The organism is Candidatus Paceibacterota bacterium (assembly GCA_041666545.1).
In the GTDB taxonomy this organism is placed as follows: Bacteria; Patescibacteriota; Minisyncoccia; order Phycocordibacterales; family JBAYGS01; genus JBAYGS01.
On the sequence record JBAYGS010000006.1, the window covers coordinates 43,776 to 65,967 of the forward strand.

The 22,192-nt window shown below is 45.5% G+C and carries 34 protein-coding genes; 5 read left to right on the top strand and 29 right to left on the bottom strand.

Going from position 1 to position 22,192, the window contains the following annotated elements; all coding sequences use genetic code 11:
• The first annotated feature begins 22 nt into the window (after positions 1 to 22).
• Genes WCT25_04735 through WCT25_04750 form a run of 4 tightly spaced genes read left to right on the top strand, consistent with a single transcriptional unit; the run spans position 23 to position 2,140 of the window.
• The gene (locus tag WCT25_04735; GenBank protein MFA6536704.1) at positions 23 to 505 is read left to right on the top strand and encodes a hypothetical protein; all 483 of its coding nucleotides are present in this window, start codon (positions 23 to 25) and stop codon (positions 503 to 505) included.
• Positions 502 to 1,002, top strand: coding sequence for a dihydrofolate reductase (locus WCT25_04740; GenBank protein MFA6536705.1), 501 nt, complete (start codon positions 502 to 504; stop codon positions 1,000 to 1,002). Before WCT25_04735 ends, WCT25_04740 begins: the two co-directional genes overlap by 4 nt.
• Positions 986 to 1,474: an HIT domain-containing protein gene (locus WCT25_04745; GenBank protein MFA6536706.1), complete on the top strand. Its 489-nt coding sequence runs from the start codon at positions 986 to 988 to the stop codon at positions 1,472 to 1,474. The genes WCT25_04740 and WCT25_04745 overlap by 17 nt, the downstream gene beginning before the upstream one ends.
• A gap of 54 nt (positions 1,475 to 1,528) precedes the next feature.
• Positions 1,529 to 2,140, top strand: a complete 612-nt coding sequence (locus tag WCT25_04750; protein ID MFA6536707.1) for a hypothetical protein — start codon at positions 1,529 to 1,531, stop codon at positions 2,138 to 2,140.
• A gap of 34 nt (positions 2,141 to 2,174) precedes the next feature.
• Here the strand turns inward: WCT25_04750 and WCT25_04755 are convergent, their stop codons facing one another.
• The 29 genes from WCT25_04755 to WCT25_04895 all read right to left on the bottom strand — a co-directional run bounded on the left by WCT25_04755 (position 2,175) and on the right by WCT25_04895 (position 21,274).
• A complete protein-coding gene (locus WCT25_04755; GenBank protein MFA6536708.1) occupies positions 2,175 to 3,029 on the bottom strand; it encodes a deaminase in 855 nt (284 codons plus the stop codon).
• Entirely contained in the window at positions 3,029 to 3,667 is a 639-nt protein-coding gene (locus tag WCT25_04760) for an adenylyltransferase/cytidyltransferase family protein (GenBank protein MFA6536709.1), read from the bottom strand. The genes WCT25_04755 and WCT25_04760 overlap by 1 nt, the downstream gene beginning before the upstream one ends.
• 106 nt (positions 3,668 to 3,773) lie before the next feature.
• Positions 3,774 to 4,199: a 50S ribosomal protein L11 gene (gene rplK / locus WCT25_04765; protein ID MFA6536710.1), complete on the bottom strand. Its 426-nt coding sequence runs from the start codon at positions 4,197 to 4,199 to the stop codon at positions 3,774 to 3,776.
• 136 nt (positions 4,200 to 4,335) lie between these two features.
• A complete protein-coding gene (gene nusG, locus WCT25_04770; GenBank protein ID MFA6536711.1) occupies positions 4,336 to 4,881 on the bottom strand; it encodes a transcription termination/antitermination protein NusG in 546 nt (181 codons plus the stop codon).
• 18 nt (positions 4,882 to 4,899) lie between these two features.
• Positions 4,900 to 5,082, bottom strand: coding sequence for a preprotein translocase subunit SecE (secE, locus tag WCT25_04775; protein ID MFA6536712.1), 183 nt, complete (start codon positions 5,080 to 5,082; stop codon positions 4,900 to 4,902).
• A gap of 212 nt (positions 5,083 to 5,294) precedes the next feature.
• Positions 5,295 to 5,792, bottom strand: coding sequence for a hypothetical protein (locus tag WCT25_04780; GenBank protein ID MFA6536713.1), 498 nt, complete (start codon positions 5,790 to 5,792; stop codon positions 5,295 to 5,297).
• 82 nt (positions 5,793 to 5,874) lie between these two features.
• The gene (locus tag WCT25_04785) at positions 5,875 to 6,672 is read right to left on the bottom strand and encodes an SIMPL domain-containing protein (GenBank protein MFA6536714.1); all 798 of its coding nucleotides are present in this window, start codon (positions 6,670 to 6,672) and stop codon (positions 5,875 to 5,877) included.
• Between the two features lie 37 nt (positions 6,673 to 6,709).
• Positions 6,710 to 7,588: a bifunctional 5,10-methylenetetrahydrofolate dehydrogenase/5,10-methenyltetrahydrofolate cyclohydrolase gene (locus WCT25_04790; protein ID MFA6536715.1), complete on the bottom strand. Its 879-nt coding sequence runs from the start codon at positions 7,586 to 7,588 to the stop codon at positions 6,710 to 6,712.
• A 15-nt stretch (positions 7,589 to 7,603) separates the two neighbouring features.
• On the bottom strand, positions 7,604 to 8,116 hold the full coding sequence (locus tag WCT25_04795) for an NUDIX domain-containing protein (protein MFA6536716.1): 513 nt from the start codon (positions 8,114 to 8,116) through the stop codon (positions 7,604 to 7,606).
• Position 8,117: 1 nt separating this feature from the next.
• On the bottom strand, positions 8,118 to 8,669 hold the full coding sequence (locus WCT25_04800) for a phosphatase PAP2 family protein (GenBank protein MFA6536717.1): 552 nt from the start codon (positions 8,667 to 8,669) through the stop codon (positions 8,118 to 8,120).
• 41 nt (positions 8,670 to 8,710) lie between these two features.
• The gene (locus WCT25_04805; protein ID MFA6536718.1) at positions 8,711 to 9,769 is read right to left on the bottom strand and encodes a DUF2914 domain-containing protein; all 1,059 of its coding nucleotides are present in this window, start codon (positions 9,767 to 9,769) and stop codon (positions 8,711 to 8,713) included.
• Entirely contained in the window at positions 9,753 to 10,226 is a 474-nt protein-coding gene (locus WCT25_04810; GenBank protein MFA6536719.1) for a cysteine peptidase family C39 domain-containing protein, read from the bottom strand. The genes WCT25_04805 and WCT25_04810 overlap by 17 nt, the downstream gene beginning before the upstream one ends.
• A gap of 5 nt (positions 10,227 to 10,231) precedes the next feature.
• Positions 10,232 to 10,648 (bottom strand): DoxX family protein, encoded by a 417-nt coding sequence (locus tag WCT25_04815; protein MFA6536720.1) that lies wholly within the window; start codon positions 10,646 to 10,648, stop codon positions 10,232 to 10,234.
• 10 nt (positions 10,649 to 10,658) lie between these two features.
• Positions 10,659 to 11,072 carry a cytochrome b5-like heme/steroid binding domain-containing protein gene (locus WCT25_04820; GenBank protein MFA6536721.1) on the bottom strand — a complete coding sequence of 138 codons (414 nt, stop codon included), beginning with the start codon at positions 11,070 to 11,072 and terminating at the stop codon, positions 10,659 to 10,661.
• Positions 11,073 to 11,120: 48 nt separating this feature from the next.
• Positions 11,121 to 11,519, bottom strand: coding sequence for a hypothetical protein (locus tag WCT25_04825; protein ID MFA6536722.1), 399 nt, complete (start codon positions 11,517 to 11,519; stop codon positions 11,121 to 11,123).
• Between the two features lie 13 nt (positions 11,520 to 11,532).
• Positions 11,533 to 11,931, bottom strand: a complete 399-nt coding sequence (locus WCT25_04830) for a cupredoxin domain-containing protein (protein MFA6536723.1) — start codon at positions 11,929 to 11,931, stop codon at positions 11,533 to 11,535.
• Between the two features lies 1 nt (position 11,932).
• Entirely contained in the window at positions 11,933 to 12,247 is a 315-nt protein-coding gene (locus WCT25_04835; protein ID MFA6536724.1) for a GIY-YIG nuclease family protein, read from the bottom strand.
• An 82-nt stretch (positions 12,248 to 12,329) separates the two neighbouring features.
• Positions 12,330 to 13,355 carry a sulfite exporter TauE/SafE family protein gene (locus tag WCT25_04840; GenBank protein MFA6536725.1) on the bottom strand — a complete coding sequence of 342 codons (1,026 nt, stop codon included), beginning with the start codon at positions 13,353 to 13,355 and terminating at the stop codon, positions 12,330 to 12,332.
• A gap of 99 nt (positions 13,356 to 13,454) precedes the next feature.
• On the bottom strand, positions 13,455 to 13,721 hold the full coding sequence (locus tag WCT25_04845; GenBank protein ID MFA6536726.1) for a hypothetical protein: 267 nt from the start codon (positions 13,719 to 13,721) through the stop codon (positions 13,455 to 13,457).
• A gap of 66 nt (positions 13,722 to 13,787) precedes the next feature.
• Positions 13,788 to 14,036 (bottom strand): SHOCT domain-containing protein, encoded by a 249-nt coding sequence (locus WCT25_04850; protein MFA6536727.1) that lies wholly within the window; start codon positions 14,034 to 14,036, stop codon positions 13,788 to 13,790.
• A gap of 40 nt (positions 14,037 to 14,076) precedes the next feature.
• Positions 14,077 to 15,069, bottom strand: coding sequence for a hypothetical protein (locus WCT25_04855; GenBank protein ID MFA6536728.1), 993 nt, complete (start codon positions 15,067 to 15,069; stop codon positions 14,077 to 14,079).
• 3 nt (positions 15,070 to 15,072) lie between these two features.
• Complete coding sequence (locus tag WCT25_04860) at positions 15,073 to 15,444, bottom strand: hypothetical protein (protein ID MFA6536729.1); 372 nt, start codon at positions 15,442 to 15,444, stop codon at positions 15,073 to 15,075.
• 1 nt (position 15,445) lies between these two features.
• Positions 15,446 to 16,225, bottom strand: a complete 780-nt coding sequence (locus WCT25_04865; GenBank protein ID MFA6536730.1) for a cytochrome c biogenesis protein CcdA — start codon at positions 16,223 to 16,225, stop codon at positions 15,446 to 15,448.
• A 49-nt stretch (positions 16,226 to 16,274) separates the two neighbouring features.
• Positions 16,275 to 16,826 (bottom strand): DUF1573 domain-containing protein, encoded by a 552-nt coding sequence (locus WCT25_04870; protein MFA6536731.1) that lies wholly within the window; start codon positions 16,824 to 16,826, stop codon positions 16,275 to 16,277.
• A gap of 105 nt (positions 16,827 to 16,931) precedes the next feature.
• The gene (locus tag WCT25_04875) at positions 16,932 to 17,354 is read right to left on the bottom strand and encodes a hypothetical protein (GenBank protein ID MFA6536732.1); all 423 of its coding nucleotides are present in this window, start codon (positions 17,352 to 17,354) and stop codon (positions 16,932 to 16,934) included.
• Positions 17,355 to 17,363: 9 nt separating this feature from the next.
• Positions 17,364 to 19,592: a heavy metal translocating P-type ATPase gene (locus WCT25_04880; protein ID MFA6536733.1), complete on the bottom strand. Its 2,229-nt coding sequence runs from the start codon at positions 19,590 to 19,592 to the stop codon at positions 17,364 to 17,366.
• A 52-nt stretch (positions 19,593 to 19,644) separates the two neighbouring features.
• Positions 19,645 to 20,010, bottom strand: coding sequence for a cupredoxin domain-containing protein (locus tag WCT25_04885; protein ID MFA6536734.1), 366 nt, complete (start codon positions 20,008 to 20,010; stop codon positions 19,645 to 19,647).
• Positions 20,011 to 20,015: 5 nt separating this feature from the next.
• On the bottom strand, positions 20,016 to 20,273 hold the full coding sequence (locus tag WCT25_04890; protein ID MFA6536735.1) for a metal-sensitive transcriptional regulator: 258 nt from the start codon (positions 20,271 to 20,273) through the stop codon (positions 20,016 to 20,018).
• Positions 20,274 to 20,305: 32 nt separating this feature from the next.
• Complete coding sequence (locus WCT25_04895) at positions 20,306 to 21,274, bottom strand: reverse transcriptase/maturase family protein (GenBank protein ID MFA6536736.1); 969 nt, start codon at positions 21,272 to 21,274, stop codon at positions 20,306 to 20,308.
• 21 nt (positions 21,275 to 21,295) lie between these two features.
• Between WCT25_04895 and WCT25_04900 the strand changes: the two genes are divergently transcribed.
• On the top strand, positions 21,296 to 21,685 hold the full coding sequence (locus WCT25_04900) for a four helix bundle protein (GenBank protein ID MFA6536737.1): 390 nt from the start codon (positions 21,296 to 21,298) through the stop codon (positions 21,683 to 21,685).
• Positions 21,686 to 22,192 lie beyond the last annotated feature (507 nt).

The following is a 22,192-nucleotide window of genomic DNA, read 5'->3' on the forward strand; positions in this document are numbered from 1 at the left end:
ATTATTGATAACAGATAAAATTATGAATGAGCAATTTCCACAACCTGCCAGCCAACCCGCTCAAGAACAGGAACAACTTGGACAAACTCTTAAAAAATTAGCCGAGGCTACTGAAGACGCCCACCGAGAAGCCCATCTGGACAAAGCCAATTTACTGAGAAACCTAGACGAAGCTTGGAAGGAAATTATGGATGTTAACGGGATGACTCTTGAGGCCGCTCACCACAATGTGCTAGTTAGAGATGGAGCCAAACAATATGGCGACGAATGGGTTAAAATGTTGCTGGCTGACGCCAAGGCCACTTCTGGTGCAGAAAGACTGCGCAGTGTTAAGGCCCTAAACACTTTAAGACTGGTAGTCGGTGAATCGGAGTTTGACGCTCACCTAAAAGTCAATCTGAGTAATCGTGAGACAGTCGGAGAACTTTGGCGCCAAGCCGAAGAAGAAACTGGCACCGGCGGTAAAATCCGAACCTTCATTAATTTTCTGCTAGGCAAACAATGATTTCAATTTATGTCGCCATGACAAGAAATCGGGTAATTGGCAGAAACAACGAACTGCCTTGGCGCATTTCGGCTGATTTAAAAAGACTCTCCCAAACCACTCGAGGTCACAAAATAATTATGGGCCGGAAAACCCACGAATCAATCCTGAAACGATTAGGAAAACCCTTACCAGAGAGACAAACTATTGTCATCACTCGACAGAAGGATTATGAGGTTCCGGAAGACTGCATCGTGACCGATTCTATCCAAAAGGCCGTCGCACTGGTCTCACCAAGCGAAGAGGCCTTTGTTTTTGGCGGAGCAGAAATATATAATTTAGCCATCCCCTATACTGATAAACTTTACTTAACTAAAGTCGAAGCCGAAGTCGAAGGCGATGCTTACTTCCCGGAGCTGAACTGGGCCGACTGGGAGCTGACCTCAACCGAACCACACCAAAAAGACGAGAAGAACGAATTTAATTATACTTTTGAAATCTATGAGCGACGCCGCTAACAACAACCGATTTATCAATATGAAGCTGATCAGAAGAGACGACCAGCGAGAAGTCATGGAAGAGATCATGAAAAATGATCACTGTCCTTTCTGTCGAGAAAATTTGGATAAATATCACAAACGACCGATTATTAAAGAGGGCGAGTTCTGGGTCCTGACCGAAAACCAGTGGCCCTACGAGAAAACTAAGCATCAGCTCTTGGCAATCTACCAAAGGCACATTGAACATTTATCCGAGATGGACACTGAAGCCGGCGCCGAGCTAATCGAAATGTTCAAAGACGAGGCTAAAAAAAGAAAAATGGAAGGTGGCGGTATCGCTATTCGTTTTGGCGTATCCGAACACGGCAACTTCGGCAACACCGTCTTACACATCCACGCCCACCTGATTGAACCGGATATCAAAGCCCTTGGGCCGGAGGAATCCTGGAAATTTAAATTCGGTCAACCAAAAAATTATCGAAAAGATTGACAACAGTCCTCTGCTGAGTAGGATTGGGCAAGAACAATCAACCGAAAGGTTCATATGTCCCTTGACCTGTCCTTACTCGATGACCCGACTATTGGTTCACTTGGCGACTGCCGCACTCTTGAATATTATCAGGAGCTGCGTCAAAAAATCCTCAAAGGCGAGTGTCCTTTTTGCGAATTGGACACCGCGCGAAATCCAGTTCTTCTGGCGGTTGGTAATTGGCGCCTGTGGAAAAATCCTTTCCCCTACAAGCATTCCAAGCATCACTTGGTCATTGCGCACCAGAGCCATCAAGCCGATGTCGACAACCTAGCACCTGAGGACTGGAGCGCTTTTGGATCACTTTGCCGCTGGGCGATACATCGGTTCCAAATCCCCGGCGGTGGCATCGCCATGCGATTCGGAGATGCCAACTACAACGCGAGCACGATTCGTCATCTGCATGCCCACATCCAAGTACCTGACAGGACCGGCAATGTCCGGGCCACCTTTGCCAAGGACCCGACTCAGATTGCAACCTGCCGGGAACGAGCAGTGATCTTTGAGAAACTGACTCAAGGTTTTCCCATCGAACAGCTTGCCGCCTCCGAGTGCCTTCTGATCGAAGGTCGCCTCCCTGCCGAAATGGCTGAACGGCTTGAACAAAGAATTAAAGCGCTACCCTAAAGTCCAACTGCAAACTTCCCGAGTGGGAAGTTTTTTACTTTTCGCTTTCGACGTAAATTATTTCCACACCTTTAGATTTTAAAATTTTTTCTTGGTCCAAGATGCTATAACCGCCGGCATAAAAAAGTCGTTTGATGCCAGCAAAAGCAATCTGCTTGGCGCAAACCGGGCAAGGGAAAATCGTCACATACAAGTCAGCTCCTTTAAGCGATACCCCGTCTCTGGCCGCCTCGGCAATGAGTTTTGCTTCGCTGTGAATCGCAGTTGAGTACTCGATTCCTACGCCTTTATGTAAGGTTGTTCGAGGGTCGCCATTTGCATATGGGGAATGCTGTGATGGTAGATGCTCATTGTGGGCAACTGCAATAATTTTACCGTCTCGCACGATGGCTCCGCCGATGTGTCGCCAGAAATCCGAGCTTTTTTCGGCTTCGATTTTTAATTTTCCAATCACTTCCCTATCAAAATCAGCTTGGGAAATTTTCTGATCAGCCTCAACCGGTTTCTCTTCCATAGTCTTATGCTTGTCTAAGCGCAAAAAAACCGAATCAAAAATAACTTCCTGGCCTGACAAAAATTCTTTAGCCACTCTTCTACAAACGTCCTCAGCGGGTAGCACGAAGATGGCTTCATTAGCTTTGCTAGCTTGAATTAGCTTGATTAGCTTATCCTTTTCCAAAATTTCTACTTCCGGCTTAAAACCTAAACCCTTAATTGCTTCAACCATTAAAATCGGATTAAGTTCGCGAATCTCTTTCCTTAAATAATCCTCAAGGGCAATCAGATCTTTGCCTAAAATATAAAAAATCTCGGCATCCTGATGCTTTTCAAAGAAACGCCGGTAGCCTTCGTGCAAAACCGGCACATAAGCGATTACCGCCTTTTTCATCATTTTTTCTTAGCCTTCTTTTTTTGCCCGGCCCGATCTTTTATTTCCTCCAAAACTTCTTCGATCACCGTCATAATCCGAGGAGTCAGAGCCTGACCAAGATTTTTGGCAGTGGAAATCTGCAAGCGCCTGATTTTAGCACTAGTCGAGGTGGTAGCGCGCGGCTCTAGAACCACGACCTCCCCACAATACTTCTCAAGCTCTTTAATCTCTTGCGACGAATAGGTTTCTTTGGTGGCCACTAAAACATCCGGCCGAATGTTTTTAGTGAGAGACCATTTGATTTTGGATAATGGTTTTAAAACCACAATATCAACCGGCCGAAGATGGGCCACCATCTCAAGTCTCTCTTCTTGAGGCACAACTGGTCGCTCCGGACCTTTGCTCGCGCGGACTTTTTCGTCGCTATCAACTCCAACAATCAGCAAATCTCCTTGTTTCTTCGCCTCCTCAAAATACCTCGCATGCCCGATGTGTACCATGTCATAAGTTCCTTGGGTGAGCACAATTTTAAGACCCAAACCTTTGCAGTGATCGACAACTTTTTTTAATTTTTTATGATCGGAAAAATAGCGGTGGTTAAAGTTTGAGCCCATGCCGAAAATCCCTTTATTGACCGTCAAATTGGCTTCTGTCATACCCAGAGCATAGCAAAATTGGCGGGCGTGAACAAATCTTGCGGAAATTCAAAAACCGTTCGCTATTGCGAACGGTTTTTGAATTTTAATTTTAGCTGAATCCTTTTTAGCGGACCACTTCCACACCCATAGAACGACAAGAGCCTTCGATAATCTTCATGGCACCGGCCAAATCTTTCGCGTTTAAGTCAGCCATTTTCATTTCAGCAATCTCCTTAATTTTGGCTTTGGTAATTGTGCCGATTTTGGAAAGATTAGGTTTACCCGAACCTTTTTCCTTGCCAATCGCTTTCAAAATCAGACTGGAGGCCGGAGAGGTTTTGAGAACGAAGCTATAAGTTCGGTCCTCGTAGACTGCAATCTCAACCGGAACTTGGTCGCCCATTCGATCCTTCGAAGCGGCGTTAAACTTGGTGACAAAATCGCCGATGTTGATACCAGCCTGGCCGAGTGCGGGACCGACTGGCGGTGCCGGATTGGCTTTGCCTCCAGGAATTACCAATTTGAGTTTTTTAATTATTTTTTTAGCCATATTGATTTAAGTTACAATAACCAAGATACAATAACCAAATGGGGCGCAATAATCAAGTTCCAACCTGCAGACCCTGATTTGGTTATTATGATTTGAAATTTGTTTGGTGTTTGTTTCTTGGTGTTTGGTTATTTTACTAAATTTTCTTAATCTGCAAGAAGTCGAGCTCAACGGGAGTTTCGCGACCAAACATGGAAACCAAGACTTTGACTTTGCCCCTGGCCTCATCAATTTCACTCACCTTACCTTCCAAATCTTTAAATGGACCGTCGGCAATAATAATCGCATCATCAATTGAAAGATCGATGTTGTGCTTAACGACATCAGTATTCATTCGGCGGAACAATTCGTCGACTTCCTTCTTTTCAAGTGGCACAGGATAAACTCCGGAACCGACGAAGCCGGTCACGCGCGGCGTGTTGCGAACAACATACCATGAATCATCGGTGACAATCATATCCACCAGGATGTAGCCGGGATAAATCTTTTCATCTTCCTCGACTCGCTTACCGCCTTTGATTTTAATTTTCTTTTCGGTTGGCACCAAGACATTAAAAATTCGGTCTTCCATACCCAGAGATTCGATACGCTGTTTGAGATTTCTCGCCACTGCATTTTCGTAGCCAGCATAAGTGTGGATGGCGTACCAACTTCTTTCACCTGTTTGTAATTGTTTTGCCATAGATTACTTTTTAATTAATTAACGAATCAAAAGTCTAGCCAGACCGGAAGAAAAGATAAAATCAAAAACACCGAGCAAGATCGCAACCAGCGCGGAAATCGCGATTACCACAATCGTAAAAGTAATAGCCTGCTTTCGGGTCGGCCAGGCCACATGCTTCATTTCACCTCTGGTCTCTTTAATGTAGTTTAGAAATCCCATAAGTTTTAATTATAATTGATTTTAGTTTACCCGCACACGCTTAAGTTTAAAAAACTGCCCCGAGAGGTCAGTACTAAGATATTACTCCTATTCGTCAAAAAAGTCAAATCCAAGAAATTAAATACCGGCAGGAGATTTTGTCCCCTGCCGGTCGTGGCCGCTATACAGCCAAGCTGCCGGGCATTCGGCGAACTGTAAAGCGGACCTGTAGTCTAAACCAAACCAGCCCCGCCGTCAAGCCGGAGGTCAATCATTGCCTCACTTTCGTCTGATTTCGAGGCAAATCTGGGCCAGACCGCACCTTTGGGCTGAACCAGAACCCCCCAGCGAATCAACCGCCGGATAATCTTGTCCAGGGCCGCCATTTGCCATTCATTGCTACCGTCCAGAACAGCGATTGTCCCCGGCTTCAAGTGACAAAAGCGCCGGAGTCTAGCGCCAATCCTGAAAAATTCAACTGGCAATCTTTTTCCGAACCGCTCCTTGTCACCGGCAGAATGGGAACGCTGTTTCAGGCCCCAAGTCTGATTCTTCAGTCGCAAAGTGATGTCCTTGGGGCAAGTATTCAACCAGGTAATTTCGCCCATTTCGGTTATCTCAACAAAAATCAGATTGCGCAATTTCGGCTGACCCTTCGAGATGAACTTTTCACACTTGGCTTCCGTCATAATCCCCTCCGGTTGATGGTTGTGGTCGGTTTTCGAGCCCAAAGCTCGCCTTAAAGAACTATCGGCAGTCTAGCAATACAAAAAGCCGGCTGCAAGGCCGGCTTTTTGATCTACTTTTTCTTGACTAGCGGATCTCGTAAGTAATCATCACATTAGAGGTGATGGTATTTTTCCCAACCGGGACAGAGGGGGCCGACACGACATCGCCACCCATACCCATAGCCTCACTTTTGCTGTAGTAAATCGGGTAATTGCCACCCTCAGAGAAGTTAACAATTCTCACTAGACGGACCCCCAACTCATCGGCCAACTTGTCAGCCTGAACCTTGGCGTCAGTAATAGCTTTGGTGCGAGCTTCCAACTTCAAGGTATCTTCCTTATCCACTTTGAAGGTAAGCCCGCTTACATTCTGAACACCGAGACCGCCAAGACCACTTAGGATTTTGCCGGCATTAGCAATCTCCTTAATTTTTACCTCAAAGCCTTGGCTGACTTCATAACCACTCAAGACTTGTCGGCCGTAAATGTTCACATCCGATTTAACATAATCGTACCGAGGTGAAATGCTGTAATAAGTTGTTTTAATGTCCGACTCTTCAATCCCTGATTTTTTCAGAAAGTCGACAGCCGAATTTCCAAGTTTGGTCGCATCTTTTTGAGCATCCGAGACATTCATTTTAAGTCCGGTGACTGAAAAAGAAACTGACGCTGTATCCGGAATCGCCACAACCTCGCCTTTGCCATTTACAGTAATCGTGGTTTGGGCTGGCACTTCGCGACCGATATAACCATAACTTTTAATCTCACTTACCGTTTTAGCCAACAAGAAAAGCGCGAGCAAAATCAGAGCCGTAGCCACCGCTTTTTTAACGCAGCCATGACCAGAAACGCAACACATTTTTTGATTATCTTTATTATCCATATGATTAAATTAGCTATTAATATTTTTGATTCTTAGATTATACCTGGCGGACAGAATTTTGCATCTTGTAGGCCATTAGTAAATTTTCAAACAATGCTGCCACAGTCATTGGCCCAACCCCGCCGGGCACGGGTGAGATGGCGGAAACCAGACCCTCCGCCTGTTTAAAATCAACATCACCAACCAACTTGGCCCCGGAAATTTCTTCAGCCAATTTATCGCCAGAGACTGAATTAACGCCGACATCAACTACGACCTGACCTTTTCGCAAATAACTCGCGTCAACCCTTTGAGCTTTGCCAATTGCCACGACCAGAATATCCGCCCAACTTGTCACCTCCTTAGGTTTTTCGGTTTGAGTATGCACAACTTTTACCTCCGCACCTTTAAGCGCGAGCAACTTAGCAGTCGGGCCGCCAACCAAGGCCGAACGCCCCATGACGGTCACTCTCTTGCCGACAACTGAAATTTGGTAGTACTCCAATAACTCAAAAATTCCTCTGGCTGTGGCAGGGATTAATCTCGGCTGACCATCGGCTAAAAATTTTTGATTCGAGGTTGTCAGGCCATCAACATCTTTTAACGGGTCGATTGTGTCGATGACTTCCTGCCGATTTAAACTCGAAGGTAGCGGGATTTGGATAATGACGCCGTGGACCGTCCGATCGGAATTTAAACTCCTAATTTTGGCAATGATTTCTGACTGAACCGCCGATTCAGGAAAATTAAAAATTTTGACTCGCGCTCCAATTTTCTCACCAAAAATTTTTTTCTGCTTGATGTAAGCGGTCGAGCGAGAATCATTACCAACCTGAAGAATCGCCAACAGCGGTTTGTCAGCAAGTTTTTCAATTTCTTCGGTCAAACTGAGAGCAATTTGATCGCGAACCGTTCGGCCATAAAGTATCTTTGGCATACCGGCTATTATAGCCTAAGACCGAAAAAGATTAACCGTTCGGGAAATTTCTTCACAGATACCGTCAATACATTGGTATTCCTTAACCTCGTCCTCGTTTACCCATGCAAACTCTGTAAAACCACCTTTTTCCGGGACAACTTCCCCGCCCCTATATTTAGCAGCAAATTTTACCAAAACTACCGGGGTTTCATCCGGCCGAATAAAAGCGACGCTGTTTGAGTAATGAAGTTCTTTTTCGATTTCTACTCCGGCTTCTTCGAGCGATTCACGCGCCAGCAAATCTTCAACGGAATTTTCAAAATCCAAAACCTCGCCATTTAATCTGGTCGGCTTACCAATCGGCAAATCACGCCACTCTAATTTGCCACCCGGCACTCCCCAGCGACCCGGGTGGACTTTTTCCCTCTCATCCCTCTTCAAGATCAAGCAACGTCCATCGCTCTCGCGATAAATAACCACATTCGCGACAAAATAAAAGAGTTTGTCCTTCTTGGCGTTATCCAAACTGATTTTTGAAGCCAGCATTTTAATTCGTTTTTAGAAATTTGGCTAAAACCGGGCCGACCAACTTAACCATAATATAGGCTGTGATAATGCCTAAAATTGCCCCAGCCAAAATGTCCGAGGGATAATGGACTCCGGCCGCGATTCGAGCAACACCAATAACCGCCGCCAAGACAAAAAGCCAGTTGCCGGCGCGTGGGTTGTAAAAATAGACAGCCGCCGCCAGAGCGAAAAAGAAGATAGTGTGACCAGACGGAAAAGAATAGGAACTCTCAGAAAACAACTTAGATACGCTGTGATATACAAACGGCCGTGGTCGATGATAAAAGAGTCGAATTATTTCCGCCACCCCGAAACGAGCGACCAAACCGCTAAATAAGGCCATCGTCCCAACCTGTAGACGCAAGCCCACTTCAGCCTTTGAACGCCAGAGCCAAAACAAAAGGCCGGCCACAACAAAGTAAGGCAGATAGTTGGCCAGAAAAACTATCACACCATCAGCCACCGACCCCATACCGGCAGATCCGTTTAAGGCGCTAAAAACTTTTAAATCGAAGTTGTAAATAGTTTGCACCTGAAAATTATAGCAACAAAATCTGGACTTGCCGAGACAGCTCAGCTAGCAATTACCTTAAACTTAATTCTCCTTAAAATTTGCCCGGATTCCGTTTCCACATTGACCCGCCAAAGTCCAGGTGCCAGACCGGACTTGACTGAATAAGTTCGGTAGCCGCCTTCCCGACCGCCACTAATTGAAAGTGGCACTTTGTCTGCCGAAACCCAAACTCCATCTGTTTCGTCGTAATATTGCCAAATATGAAAAATTTTTAGGGAAAAATCTGTCGGAGCAAAAATAGCACTAAAAGCATATGCGGAGTCGGCCGGACTTAAATGAATTGGTTGGTATGGTCTAAACCAATCCGACAGTCCCCAAGAAGTCTTGGTTTCAAAACCCAGAGAGTAACTGCCGTCTTGATTTTTGGAGACAGAATGATAGACACCTGAATCCTTAACGGTGAGCGGGATTGGCGGAATGGTGTTGGTAAAATAAAGTACATTGATGGTGAAAAAAATTCCACCGATGGTCCAAATCAGTTTTCGCCGATTTTCTTCAAGCCGAATCGGTATTAACAAGTGCAACAGCTTGATAAACAAATAAACGGCAACCAGACTGACAAAGCCACTAAGAATGAAGGTTCCGGTGTTAATTCTTTTAACTAAAATCGGCACGAGAAAAATCAGATACGAAAACAGCACAAAATAAAACATTCCTACCTGTAGTTGGAGCCTGGCATACTTTGCTTTAAGTAGCTCATTGCCAAAAAGTTGCGCGACCAGAAGCAGAAGAAACGGCCAGCTTTGAACAAAATCGGCGCTACGAGAGTAAAAAACCAGAAAGCCACTCCAAAGTCCGCCAATTGCAAACTGCATCGCAATCAAGAAAAATGGATGGAGACCAGAAAGCAATTTTTTGCCCCAGTTTTTTTCTTCTGCAATGTTGAGGAGCAAGATTGATATGGTTATCACCATCAAGTAAGCCAGAAAAGCCAGATTCTCGGCATAGCGGTCAATCCGCTTAAGCGTCAGGTTATCAATAACAAAGCCCGCTACCATCGCGAGCGAAGATAGACCTCTTTCGTGTCGAAAAAAGAAATTTTTAATTTTTTGCCACATGTTGAAAATGCTTTGGCAAAATTGCCATTAGCCAATGAGTCGAGGTGCCGGCACCATTGATCCAGCGCTTTTCAAAAGCCTCGATTGTGAGTTTGAACCCCTTTCCGTCCCAAGGATCATTCAAAAAAATATGGCCAACCTCACAGCCTATAACTACCGCATAGTGGCCCTCATTGCTTTCAGGCTCCAGAAAATTAACAATCACGGGAATATTTTTAGATAAAAACTCCTTAAGGTCATCGTGACTAGCGAAATCGGCTTCGTGAACATGAAAACCATCCTTTCTGACAAAATCAATCATTGCTTGATGAGAAGTCCCAAAATCTTTGTTTGAACCAAGAACTTCCGCTAGATGTTTTTCACTATAAATCTCGCCATAAAATCGCAAAACCATCTGCAAAGCTGCCGCCCCGCAGGAATAATTGTTATCTTGCTTGAAATACGGGACTTTGAGCATTCAAATTACTGGCTAAGACCCGTACTAGTCCTTTCCTTAAAATTATCGACCGAGAAACCGCCTGCTCCTTGCAAGAAGATAACCAGAGTGGCGATAGACAGCCCAAAATCTCTAATACCCAAGGCATTCCAACCAATCGTGAAAGTTATTCCGAACAAATGAAGCGCCAGAAGCAGAGCCACTGGCCGAGTGTAGGTACCGAGAATTAAAAGAACCGCTCCGACAATCTCAAACCACCCATTGAGTAAAACAAATTTGACGGCCGAGATTGGCGCGATTGAAATAAAACTGGGTAAAAAGGAAGTCCACTGAGTCGGGTTTGCCAACTGGCTGAAGCCGAACCACAGGAAAACAATGGCTAAGCCGAAGCGCAAAATTACCGGCCCAGCTTTCTCCAAATTTTCAAATTTATTTGACTCCATTGAAGTTTAGTTAATTTTTAAGAACGCCGATTTTAAAACTTACGAGCTCCTCTGCCGGCTTGCTCTGCCCGCCGTGTTGGTTGTCAAAAGCGCTGGAACCATCAACCCCGCAAAGCGACAAAATTGCATCAGAACCTCCTGGGTGCCGTTCAATAAAAGATGTCACATCATAAACTCCCCCAGCAATAGCCACCCAGCAGCTTGCGCCGGAATTATGCCTCGCGACTTCCGCCAAAGTGTAGCCACCGGCAGAAATCGCACCTGAACCATCGCTAACAGTTCGGGTCGCCCCACCAGTGCCCATGCCCGAACCAAAAGCGTCGAGATTGGGCTTAGTCGCTTCCGACTTGATTACAATAACTAGACTGCCGATTACAAAAATGGCCAAGGCCAAAAAACCAATAGTCTTTTTAAAACAGGTCATAATTAAAATTGCGAACTAAGAATAACTAAAAAATTAATAAGGCCGGCGTCAGATTTTTGGCAAAATCCAACGACTGGAGATAGTATAAGACAAAAATCCCAATAGCCCTAGTTGAACTGCCGGAGTCAGGCCGACATTTAAAATTGGCACTATCGGCATCAGATCAGTGTAAGCCCAGCGGCCGGTGGCAAGAGCAAATTTTTCTATTAGAACCGCCAAGATTAGACCCGGAATCGCAACCCCAAAACCGGCATGCTTAACTTTTGGATAAAAGATAAAAGGCCAGCAGATTATCGAGATAAAAATTGCATCAAACAGCGTGGCCCGGAGCAAAATAAACTCGGTTATTGCCCCACCCTGATAATTGGCATACAAGAAAGCGTGCCAATTTTCCCAAATCAAATTTAAAATAAATCCCAGGACAAAAATTGCTAACAATTTTTTCACGGTATTACCTTAACTAATTGCTAAAGTTAATCTCAAAAGGATACATGCCCATACCGCAACTGCCCTGGAGACGGCCGGCTGATTGCAGACCCAAATCAATATCGGTTGAACCGCTTGTTGCCAGGAATTGGCTAATTTTTAAGCTCGGGATAATCACAGAAGCGGAACAGTCAAAAGTCCCGTTGGTATTGAAACGCAAAATCGTCGGTAGCCCAGCTTTAGCGTTACTAATTCTTGGCTGATAACCTCCCTTGGCGCGAATCTGGACAATTTGCACTCCATTTTCAATCGACACATTATTGGCTGGCAGACCGTTCTCCAGACTGCCATTTGAATTATTTTTGGCCAACGCAAAAGCACCGATGATAAGAAGAACGGCAATTGAAATTGAAATGACTGTTGATTTCATCATGTTAGAGACCGGAAACGCCTAACCTCTGTCTCAGGTAGCGCTTGCCCATCCCAGATTTTAAAAATAATTCTCTCGCCTTGGCACGACTTTCATCAAGACAAGCTTCATAATATAACAATTCAAACGGAAGTCTGCTTTTTGTATAATTTGAGCGTCCGGTATTATGTTGGTTAAGGCGTTTCCGAAGGTCACCGGTTGAACCCGTATAAAATGTACCGTCCTTCAAGCTTTTAATAAAATATGTGTAATACATAACCTTGCGGTCTCTAACAGGATTAATCCCGTTAGAAATATTTTGTTGTGTTATGCGGCTCATCATCAATGTAATTTATTTAGCTAATATAGTTACTTATATCTAATCAATCTGGCCATTTACTAATGGCCAATTTCTAACGGGACTAAAAGTTAAAAATTGGCGGGATTAAACCGACCACCACTAAACTGTTAATCAGGTTAAATATAGCAAACAAAATCACGACCAGGCCAGCAGACTTAAAAAATATCCCTGACTTGGAGCTATTCTTGATGCTAAATGAACTAAAACTCAAAATTGCGAGAACTGGTAGAGTACCCAAGGCAAAGGAAAGCATGGTGAGCGCGCCAGATAGAAAATTTCCGGTTGAAAGCGCAAAAATCTGCATCGATTGGGTAAAACCGCACGGCAAAAAGAAAGTGGCGATACCGACCAGAGCCGGCGTCAGGGTGTGATTAATTTTCGCCACACCTAAAGCATGCTTAGAGATAAATTTTGGCGCGGTCAGCTGAAACCTTTTGGCGAAATGAAAGGTATCGAGTAAATTAATACCGAGCACGAGCATCACCAAGCCAATAATTAAATTCAGAACAAAGGTGGCCGAGGTACTCAGGGTAAAAGCCGAACCAATGGCCCCGATTACTCCTCCAAGAATAAAGAAGGAAATTATTCTTCCGAGATGAAATAAAATTTGCGGTCGAACTTTATCCCCTTCTTTGGCAAAAGTAGCCGACATTGAGAGAACTAACCCACCAACCACCGCCATACAACTTGAAAGTGAGGCGATGACCCCGATAACAAAAGCCGTGCCGAAAGACACTTTGCTCGCACTCACCAAATTCACAATTCCCATTTTTTGCAGAGCCACAAAAAGCACTGCGAAGCCCAAAGCTACCGGAACTGCGATTTTAAAATCACCCCAATCGCCAGTCTTGGTTTGTTTCTCAACTGACAAGCTGTAACCTCGGGGAGCCAAGATTTTGGAAAGCTCTTCGGTAATGACCGCTTCGGCTTTATCGCCAAAATCACCAACAACCTCAACAGTAAAATGCTTGAGGTCAGCTTTTACTTTTGAAATATTGGGCAAATCATTAAGCTCACCCTCAATTAAAAGCACGCAAGATGCGCAGTGCATGCCATTAACGTGAAAATTGTAAATTTGTGATGCCATAAAACACAACCATTATACAGGAAACTTACTGTCTGACTACTTTAACGGCTCATATGGTGTATATGAGCCGTTAACCACAACTGAGAGCTGCCTAGGTCTCTACTCCCCTCTCAAACTGGAGTTGTGCATCCAGACCATATAGGAACCGAAAATCCAAGCGAAGACCAAGACGTAGACCGCCCCGAGAACAATACTTCCCCAACTGCCCCAGACAAAACCAGGCAAGGTTTCAAAAAGTTGGCGATGAAGCTCCGTCCCGACCGCTGTCCGCCAAGGCAAGTAACCACCCAAAAGGCAGAGAACATAAATCACCTCGACTCCCAAAATACACTTCCAAATGTAAGACTTCAGTGATAATTTTCCCATTTTTTAATATTAAGCTGATAATACCGATAAAATCCCCACACGTTTACCGTGCGAGGATTTTAGAAATTACTCCAAATCTTTCCTCCTGGCCTCGAATTCCGCCTTGTCGATCTCACCCTTGGCATAACGCTCTTTGAGAATATCAAGCGCCTTTTTACTGCCACTTGAACTACCGCCGTTATTCTTGCCTGAAACTTCCTTGACCGCCCAGACAATCAAAAAAAATATCGCCACCCAGAAAATAATCATCATAAAACCCCCGAGAAATCCCATACCTCCGCCATAAAACCCATCGCCAAAATAATATCCCATCATATTTTTATTTAACTAGTAATTTTTGATAATTATACACCAACTAAATCCCGCAGCCACTCGACTGGCGAGATGGTGTCACCTGAGCTGCAGGAGCACTCACACCCGCACCAACACCGCAACCACTTCCGCCTCCAGAACTTGAGGGCGCACTCGCTTGTGCGGCAATCTTGTCATAGCCCGAAGCGCTGGAATAATTGAGCCCCAGAATTTCTTGCGGATTAACTTTCGACCAATCAACACCTTTGTTCTTCAGGTGTGTGGCAATCGTCAGATAATTATCCGGAAACCAGTAGGAATTGACCGAGAGCGCCGTCCGCCACATCTCCTCTTCACCGACACCTTGCGATGCCATTAACTCCAAGAGTCCGAGCATCGCCATCCCGTGATTGCAATCCGGGAAATGAGTTGAATTGTTGCAACACGGGCGGTAAATCCCCCGCGAAACCTTATCAACCAACGCTTGCTGTTCCGGCGTCAGACTAAAGAACAGGTGCCGACTGTAATGATCCATCGGGTTGCCTAAGGCCACCGTCCAACCGCCGGTTGAAGCAAAATTTCCCGCGCCACCGTAAGCCGGATAGGTCATTTCGCCAGAATCGAGAATCGGATTTTTGCTGGCAAGACCAAGCGCCCAGAAAAGATTTAAGAGGTAACCAGCATTATCTTGAGTAATCTTTAATTTCCCCGAACTCTGACCGGAAAGCATTTTTTCATACTCGGCCGGGAAACCGCCCCCGCGCGCCCGATAAAGCGCCCGGAATTTTTCGCCATCAATCGCCCCGACACTCGTAAGTTTCGCCCCCAAATCGTCCCAAACAACCGGCAGCTCGACCCCTGCTTCAGGCAGGACTTGGGCTTCGAGCACCGAAACTGTGCGAGCAGTTTCGGTGCTCTCCCCTTCAGTTGACTGGCTGGGAGAAGTCGCCACCGGCTCGGCCGTGTAGATAATCGCCCCGCCGACAATTATCGCCGAAAGCAAGATACAGACGCCGAGAAAATCTCTAGGACTTTGCTTCTGTTGATTATTTTCCATAAGTTAGCAACAATTTTTTAATTTCTCTTCAATGTCCTGCCGGCTTTCGCGAGTTACTTGAACATCAGACCGACCTTTGAAACCAAACCAGAGCAAAAGATACCCAACAATCGCCAATCCGAAATATAGCCAGGCAAAATTGAGTAAAGCGATCATCGCCGCGAAACCAAACGGAATAGATATTAATTTCCACCACATTTCTCGATCGCTAATTTTCCGACTCAAGGTATAGGAGATACCGACCGCACTTCCACCCATCAGCATCGCAATAAACGGCTCGCTGACCGGATAGTCAAACCCCTTCAGAAAAAGAAGTGTGAGCCAAGTCAGACTGACGAGCGCGCAAATTGGACAGATTTTTTTTAGAATTTGCATATTAGATGAATAAGATTAAAAGACCGATAATCAACATCGCCAAGCCTGCCCAAAGATGAACATCTTGTAGTTGCGTCCTCCGCCAGTCTTTGACTTTATCAATCAAGATTGGACTGGAAGCGATAATCAACACCGCGACCAAAGGCACAATCAAAATCAGATTGTAGAGCAAGAGATAGCCAAAACCGGAAAAGTAAGTCAGCGAATCATGAAGCAAACCGATAACCATTAGGTACGGCCCGCCCATGCAAGGAAATTGGCAGAGCCCAACAAGAATTCCCAGACCAAACGCCGCCGGCAAGGAAGCGACGTTGATGAGCCGGCTCATTGCCCCGTGCGCCGAATCAGGGATTTTCAAGCGAATCGGAAACTTCGGGAAAATCGCGCCGAGCAAATTCAAAAGGCCGAAAGCGATTAACATCCCCGCCCCTAACTTCCCCATAAAGTGGGGCACGCTGAAGATATGGAGCACTTGCAGAAGCCCGATGCCAATTGCGAAATACGCCGCGAAAATTCCGAAGATATAGAGTCCGCCAATTTGTAGAATTTTCTTGCGTGTGAGTTGCAGACCGAATAGAAATGCGATCGTAATCAAAAGAATCGAGAACGAACATGGATGCACGCTGTCTAAGAGTGCCGAGAAGAAAACCAGAGGCAAAAGCCAAACCCCGCCCTGACTCACACTCCATAGGAACGACGAAAAGCCCGGGCTGAATTTCAGAATAACAACTCCGATGATTGCGAGCAGGACTATTCCAATTGTAATTTTAAGTTTTTTCACAGAATTTTTTATTTTTAATTTTCATTTTTAGATTTCAATTTTTCATTTTCTATGGCTTAACTAGCGCCTTGATTTCCAACTGGATCGCATTCCCTGCCTCATCCTCCAAATTAATAAACCGACCAATCACCCCGACTCCGGCCGGACCGTGAGCATTTGGGTCATAAATCGCCCGAATAACGCGACTCTCCCCCGCCTTAATGATTTCATTGGCCGGCGGAACATAACCCATTCCCGGCATACCGAAAGGCCCCTTGGTACTGCCGTCTTCTCTAATCAATATAGCTTTAGTACACATGCAGGAAGTCGTGACCTTTTTGAGATTAATGTCGTTGGCAGTTGGATTGGTAATCGTAAAATCCTTTTCCACATTTCCATCTTTCATCGAGATCGTGCCGAAATCATAGAAGATCTCCGGAGCATAGAGCGTACTAGTAGCTGTATCGTACCCGATGGCAGGATGAAAACTTGGGTCAACATCCCCCACTGATGCAGTATTGGTATTTCCGGTATTTTTTACATTCTTCGGATAGCCCCATACCAGAATAAATACCAGAATCAATAACGTGAGAACCGCAATAATCACTATTTTTAATTTCATAATTGAATAATTAGAGAAACATAATTTAATAACAAATAGCAACAAGCCCGCCAAAAATGAGCGGGCGCGCCGAAAAACGAAAAACCCCTCGTTTTTCGGCGCTAACTAAAAAGCCGGACTATTCTCGAGAAGCGAGAGCCAGCGAATTATTTTCCTTTGAGCGGCAACCCTAGGCGGACAATCGGCAAAACTTCTGGCTAAAACCAGATTAGGCGAACTGAAAATTGTCGCTTGACGAATTATCAAAAGGGCCAAGACCAAAAGCGCAAAGAGGAACGCGAACACACTAAACAAACTGGAACCCACCGGCACATTAATAAATGCCAGATAGGCGGAGATATGATGAGCGACCAGCGCCAAAGCATTTTGCGGGCAAAGCGACACTTCACCGGTAGCGAACAAACAGCCGTTTCCTCCTTCGCCGACGCCCTGATGCATCATTACCGAAAAACTCAAAACCGCAACCGCCATAAAAGCAATTAAAACCAGAATGGATAAGACTTTTTGCGATTTAATCGAAGCTGTCATAATTCTATTCTACACCTTTTTAGCATTTAGTCTAAGAGAATTCACCACCACCGAAACACTCGAAAGCGCCATCGCCAAACTGGCGAAAATCGGGTTCATCAGAATACCAAAGACAGGATAAAGCGCACCCATCGCGACCGGAATCAAAATCACATTGTAGCCGAAAGCCCAAAACAAATTCTGCTTGATGGTCCGCATCGTCGCCTTGGAAAGCGCGATGGTCGAAGCGATGGAGCGGATGTCTTTGTTGATAAGAGTAATATCGGCCGCCTCGATCGCCACATCCGTCCCGCTTCCCATCGCGATACCGACATCGGCGGCGGCAAGAGCCGGCGCGTCATTGATGCCGTCGCCAATCATCGCCACTTTTCGGCCAGCCATTTGGAGTTTGCGAATTTCACTTTCTTTATCCCCCGGCAAAACTTCGGCTAAAATTTCTGTAATGCCAAGCGCTCCGCCAATCGCCTTGGCGGTTCGCGGATTATCTCCGGTAATCATCACCACTTTCAAACCCAGCTTTTGGAGCGCCATTACTCCGGCCTTGGCCGAATCTTTGGCCGTATCGGCAACCGCGATAAGCGCCAAAAGTTCCCGTCCGCGCGAGAGGAACATCACGGTCTTGCCTTCGTCCTCCAGTTTCACTACATCTTTTTCGTGTTCGGCGAGTGAAATTCCTCTCGCCGTCAGCAAACGCCGGTTACCAAAAGCAAACTCCTGACTTTCAATCTCACCAACAATCCCCTGCCCGGGCACCGCTTGGAATTTCTCAACCTTAAGCAAACCGAGTTTTTGTTCCTCACTGCCTTTCAAAATCGCTTCGGCGAGTGAATGCTCCGACCCTTTTTCAAGCGAAGCGGCAAAAGTCAGCGCCCGCTTGGAATCAAGTCCGCCAAAAGCGACAACCTCGGCGAGTTTCGGTGTCCCATTAGTCAAAGTGCCGGTCTTGTCAAAAACCACCGTGTCAATTTTGTGCGCCAACTCCAAACTTTCCGCATCCTTAATCAAAATCCCGTGAGTCGCGCCTTTGCCGGTGCCGACCATAATCGCCGTCGGAGTTGCGAGCCCCATCGCGCACGGGCAAGCAATAATCAAAACCGCAATTAAATTGAGAAGCGCGTAAGTCACGGCCGGCGACGGTCCCCAGACATACCAAACGACAAAAGTCAGAACCGCGAGCATCATCACAATCGGCACAAAATATGACGACACCAAATCAGCCAGCCGTTGGATTGGCGCTTTCGAGCCTTGAGCTTCTTCCACCAATTTAATAATTTGCGCCAAGAGAGTGTCCTTCCCAACCTTATCAGCCCGAAAAGTAAAAGTGCCGGTTTTGTTTAAAGTCGCGCCAAAAACTTTATCCCCCGTCGCTTTGTCCGCCGGCAAGGATTCGCCGGTCACCATTGATTCGTCAACCGAAGAAGCCCCCTCGACAATCACGCCGTCAACCGGAATTTTCTCGCCGGGCCTGACTCGCACCAAATCACCAACTATCACCTGCTCAATCGGCAAATCAATCTCTTTTCCATCACGCAGAACCCGCGCGGTTTTGGCCTGAAGTCCAATCAGTTTGCGAATTGCCTCTCCCGTCCCCAATTTCGCCCGTTCCTCAAAATATCGCCCGAGCAAAATCAACCCGATAATCACGACCGCCACATCAAAATACGGTTCGGGCTTGATGCCAAGCGCCAAAACCGTCTCGGGAAAAACCGTAATAAAAGCCGAGTAAAGAAACGCCACCGTCGTGCCAATCATGACCAAAGTATCCATATTAGCAGTACGGTGTTTAAGCGCCGGCCAAGCCGCCCGATAGAAAATCGAGCCGATCCAAAACTGAACCGGCAGAGCCAGAATAAGTTGCAGCCAGAAATTTTTGAGAATCGCAGGCGCCGTCTCCATCAAACCGGGGAAACTTCCCCAAACAATCAAAGCGCCCAAAACCAAACTGAAAATCACTTTGTTTCGCAAAACTTTGAGATTTTTAAGCCGCCGGACTTTCGCCTCGTCTTCGGTTTCAATTTCCTGACTCAAGCGAGCTTGGTAACCGGCACCCTCAACGGCCTTGCCGATGATTTCATCAGTCACCCTTTCGGACTCAAACTCCACCGTGGCCTTGTTCGTGGCGAGATTGACCGCGGCCCTCTTCACCCCGGGGACTTTTTGCAGCGACTGTTCAATCAACATCACGCACGAAGCGCAATGCATCCCCTTAATCGCAAAAGTTTTTTTAGTTGTTTCCATATTTTCAGCAAGGTTCGACCTTGAATCTTCAAAAAGGTCGAACCTTAAATTTTTAAGCTACGACTACGATTTTCCCGTGATACATATTCATCGCGCAGGAATATCGATACTCACCGACTTTAGTTGGTTTAATCTCGATTGAGACAGTTTGGTTCAGGGGTAGCTCGCGCTTGATTTTGAAGTCTGGTATCACCACCTCGGAAAGACACTCGGTCGGGTCGGTTCGTTTGAAATTAAGCGTGGTCGTCTGATTAACCGGAATCGAAATCACTTCCGGCGTGTAACCGCCGAACACAGAAATGTCCGCCGAATTACCTAAAACTTTGACCGCCTTACCTTTTTTCATTAAGAAAAACCAATATATAAAGCCGATAGCAATTAGACCGGCGATTATCACAATTATTTTATCCGGAGTCATAAAAATTATTTACGTTTTAAATTATACACTTTCAAAATCTCCTTTACAGCCTTTTTGTCTTTCCCGTTCTTTATTTGATCTATCAAACAACTGCCCAGATGACTTTCCATCAAGGCATCCTCGACGCCGGAGAGTGCCTGTTTTACGGCCGAAGTTTGGGTAATCACATCAATACAATACTTGTCATTTTCAAGCATACTCTGTAATCCCCTCACCTGCCCCTCAATAATTTTTAATCTTTTTACTAGCTTAGCTTTGTCCATGCAGACAGTATATACCCCTAGGGGGTATATAGTCAAGTAGCTATGCCGGCCAAGAACTTTCTCAGCTTCCATGTATTCCCATGCCCCAACAATCCCAAATAAGATTGCCGAGTTTCCGGCTTGTCGCTCAGAACCGACTTCTTGAACATTCTTCGCTTCGTCGCCGTCCGCAAAACCCGATGGTCGGGGAAATTCACCCAACCGAGAAAATCAACTCCTGAAACCAGAGTTTTGATACTGACTTTGTCCGGATGAAGTTCAAGCTTTAACCTCTCTCGCAGGAATAGTACGATATATCGTAACATTGTTTCCAGTTTGCCTTTGTCCGAATCAAGAACCACAAAATCATCAGCGTAGCGGATATAATATTTCACTTTCAGTTTATGCTTCACAAACTGGTCAAATTCGTTCATATAAATGTTCACCCAAAGTTGCGAAGTAAGATTACCCAAGGGTAGACCTTTTTTAATCTCAGCCATGGCGTAGATTGGACTTTCGGTTTGGAAACTCTCGATGACTCGTTCCAAAAGCCCGAGAGTGTCACGGTCACAAATTTGTTTCGCCAAAATCCTGAGTAAAACCTCGTGGTCAATTGAGGCAAAAAACTTTCGGACATCGCACTTCAAAACCCAGCAAGTCCGACTGTTGTTTCTCGAGACTTTTCGACCAAAATCTCTAAACCGATTTATCGCTCGATGTGTTCCCTTGAAATTCCGGCAAGAGTAGGAATCATGGATAAACTTTTTATCGAAATAAGGATACAAAATCCGATAGATAGCGTGGTGCAATAATCTATCTCGCACTGTTGCCTTGTGAATATTACGCGGTTTCGGGTCAGCAATTTTGAAATGTTTGTATGGCCCGTGTCGGTATGTCTTGGTTCGCAAGTCCTCATGTAGACAAAAAATATTTTTGGAAAGATTCAGGGAAAATTCAGCAACATCATTTTTGTTTTTCCTGCCACGCACAAATTCACGCCATGCACCAAATAAATTTTCCATAGATATGATATCGTTATAGCCATGATTCATGCTCCCCATCATATTACCCCCCCCCGAGAATTACCACAGGTAATTCTCAAACTGAAAGAAACTTATCGTGTCTGGCTTGTTTTCTATCGTGATTTTCCTAAAATTGAACGCTACGGAGTCGGAAACAAAATTGAGCAAGCATTTCTCGATACACTCGAGCTTACATTTTGTCTTTCTTACTTGTCACCCGAAAACAAAATCCCGATTCTTAACAAAGCTATTACTCGACTGGATGTCATTAGATTCTTTACTCAACTTTCCTGGGAAAACAAACTTATATCAAATGAAAAATACGCAGACTTTTCCAGCAGACTTGAAGAGATTGGCCGGCAATTGGGTGGCTGGAAAAAAGGCTTGCTAGCAAAAACTCCCCGGCCATAAGCCGAGGAGAAAACCAACAGTTTCGAGAGAACACCTGGTTGCCATCGTTCCACCTATTCGAGTTCTCAACAGAGTTCGCGTTCACGTTCCAACAATCGTCGTTCCATTTCACGTTGACCGCGCGAAGCACACCGGCGTTATCGTACATAAAACCATCCGTATCACCACCCGCCAAATTATGACGAGTTGAATTTTATTCGGGACATCAAAGTCCGCCAACCCCATGTACCAATTCTTGTTATTTTTTGAAGAAACTTTTCTCGCTCTTGCGCAAGGCATACCCGACACAACTCTCGGGAAAAATATCTTAAGACCATGACACGGAAACCGTGGCCGCCGCGTAACACATGATTTCGAAAACAGTATAGCAAACAGAGTATGAAAAATAAAAAGACCCCCGATCCGCCGAAGCAGACCGAGGGTCAAAGGGCCTAAGAAACAAAGGTTCAAGCTTGCGCCGGAGCCAAAGTTTCCGAGGGCTTGAGCACAGAATTGCGAGAGAACACC

Coding starts and splice junctions, on each gene's coding strand:
- WCT25_04885 (MFA6536734.1), bottom strand. CDS start 20,010: ATGACTCCGGATAAAATAATTGTGATAATCGCCGGTCTAATTGCTATC.
- WCT25_04880 (MFA6536733.1), bottom strand. CDS start 19,592: ATGGAAACAACTAAAAAAACTTTTGCGATTAAGGGGATGCATTGCGCT.
- WCT25_04795 (MFA6536716.1), bottom strand. CDS start 8,116: ATGCTGGCTTCAAAAATCAGTTTGGATAACGCCAAGAAGGACAAACTC.
- nusG (MFA6536711.1), bottom strand. CDS start 4,881: ATGGCAAAACAATTACAAACAGGTGAAAGAAGTTGGTACGCCATCCAC.
- WCT25_04890 (MFA6536735.1), bottom strand. CDS start 20,273: ATGGACAAAGCTAAGCTAGTAAAAAGATTAAAAATTATTGAGGGGCAG.
- WCT25_04815 (MFA6536720.1), bottom strand. CDS start 10,648: ATGGAGTCAAATAAATTTGAAAATTTGGAGAAAGCTGGGCCGGTAATT.
- WCT25_04760 (MFA6536709.1), bottom strand. CDS start 3,667: ATGACAGAAGCCAATTTGACGGTCAATAAAGGGATTTTCGGCATGGGC.
- WCT25_04875 (MFA6536732.1), bottom strand. CDS start 17,354: ATGACAGCTTCGATTAAATCGCAAAAAGTCTTATCCATTCTGGTTTTA.
- WCT25_04750 (MFA6536707.1), top strand. CDS start 1,529: ATGTCCCTTGACCTGTCCTTACTCGATGACCCGACTATTGGTTCACTT.
- WCT25_04820 (MFA6536721.1), bottom strand. CDS start 11,072: ATGACCTGTTTTAAAAAGACTATTGGTTTTTTGGCCTTGGCCATTTTT.
- WCT25_04745 (MFA6536706.1), top strand. CDS start 986: ATGAGCGACGCCGCTAACAACAACCGATTTATCAATATGAAGCTGATC.
- rplK (MFA6536710.1), bottom strand. CDS start 4,199: ATGGCTAAAAAAATAATTAAAAAACTCAAATTGGTAATTCCTGGAGGC.
- WCT25_04785 (MFA6536714.1), bottom strand. CDS start 6,672: ATGGATAATAAAGATAATCAAAAAATGTGTTGCGTTTCTGGTCATGGC.
- secE (MFA6536712.1), bottom strand. CDS start 5,082: ATGGGATTTCTAAACTACATTAAAGAGACCAGAGGTGAAATGAAGCAT.
- WCT25_04840 (MFA6536725.1), bottom strand. CDS start 13,355: ATGGCATCACAAATTTACAATTTTCACGTTAATGGCATGCACTGCGCA.
- WCT25_04740 (MFA6536705.1), top strand. CDS start 502: ATGATTTCAATTTATGTCGCCATGACAAGAAATCGGGTAATTGGCAGA.
- WCT25_04845 (MFA6536726.1), bottom strand. CDS start 13,721: ATGGGAAAATTATCACTGAAGTCTTACATTTGGAAGTGTATTTTGGGA.
- WCT25_04895 (MFA6536736.1), bottom strand. CDS start 21,274: ATGGAAAATTTATTTGGTGCATGGCGTGAATTTGTGCGTGGCAGGAAA.
- WCT25_04790 (MFA6536715.1), bottom strand. CDS start 7,588: ATGCCAAAGATACTTTATGGCCGAACGGTTCGCGATCAAATTGCTCTC.
- WCT25_04850 (MFA6536727.1), bottom strand. CDS start 14,036: ATGATGGGATATTATTTTGGCGATGGGTTTTATGGCGGAGGTATGGGA.
- WCT25_04900 (MFA6536737.1), top strand. CDS start 21,296: ATGATTCATGCTCCCCATCATATTACCCCCCCCCGAGAATTACCACAG.
- WCT25_04830 (MFA6536723.1), bottom strand. CDS start 11,931: ATGATGAAATCAACAGTCATTTCAATTTCAATTGCCGTTCTTCTTATC.
- WCT25_04835 (MFA6536724.1), bottom strand. CDS start 12,247: ATGAGCCGCATAACACAACAAAATATTTCTAACGGGATTAATCCTGTT.
- WCT25_04755 (MFA6536708.1), bottom strand. CDS start 3,029: ATGAAAAAGGCGGTAATCGCTTATGTGCCGGTTTTGCACGAAGGCTAC.
- WCT25_04855 (MFA6536728.1), bottom strand. CDS start 15,069: ATGGAAAATAATCAACAGAAGCAAAGTCCTAGAGATTTTCTCGGCGTC.
- WCT25_04810 (MFA6536719.1), bottom strand. CDS start 10,226: ATGCTCAAAGTCCCGTATTTCAAGCAAGATAACAATTATTCCTGCGGG.
- WCT25_04735 (MFA6536704.1), top strand. CDS start 23: ATGAATGAGCAATTTCCACAACCTGCCAGCCAACCCGCTCAAGAACAG.
- WCT25_04805 (MFA6536718.1), bottom strand. CDS start 9,769: ATGTGGCAAAAAATTAAAAATTTCTTTTTTCGACACGAAAGAGGTCTA.
- WCT25_04870 (MFA6536731.1), bottom strand. CDS start 16,826: ATGAAATTAAAAATAGTGATTATTGCGGTTCTCACGTTATTGATTCTG.
- WCT25_04860 (MFA6536729.1), bottom strand. CDS start 15,444: ATGCAAATTCTAAAAAAAATCTGTCCAATTTGCGCGCTCGTCAGTCTG.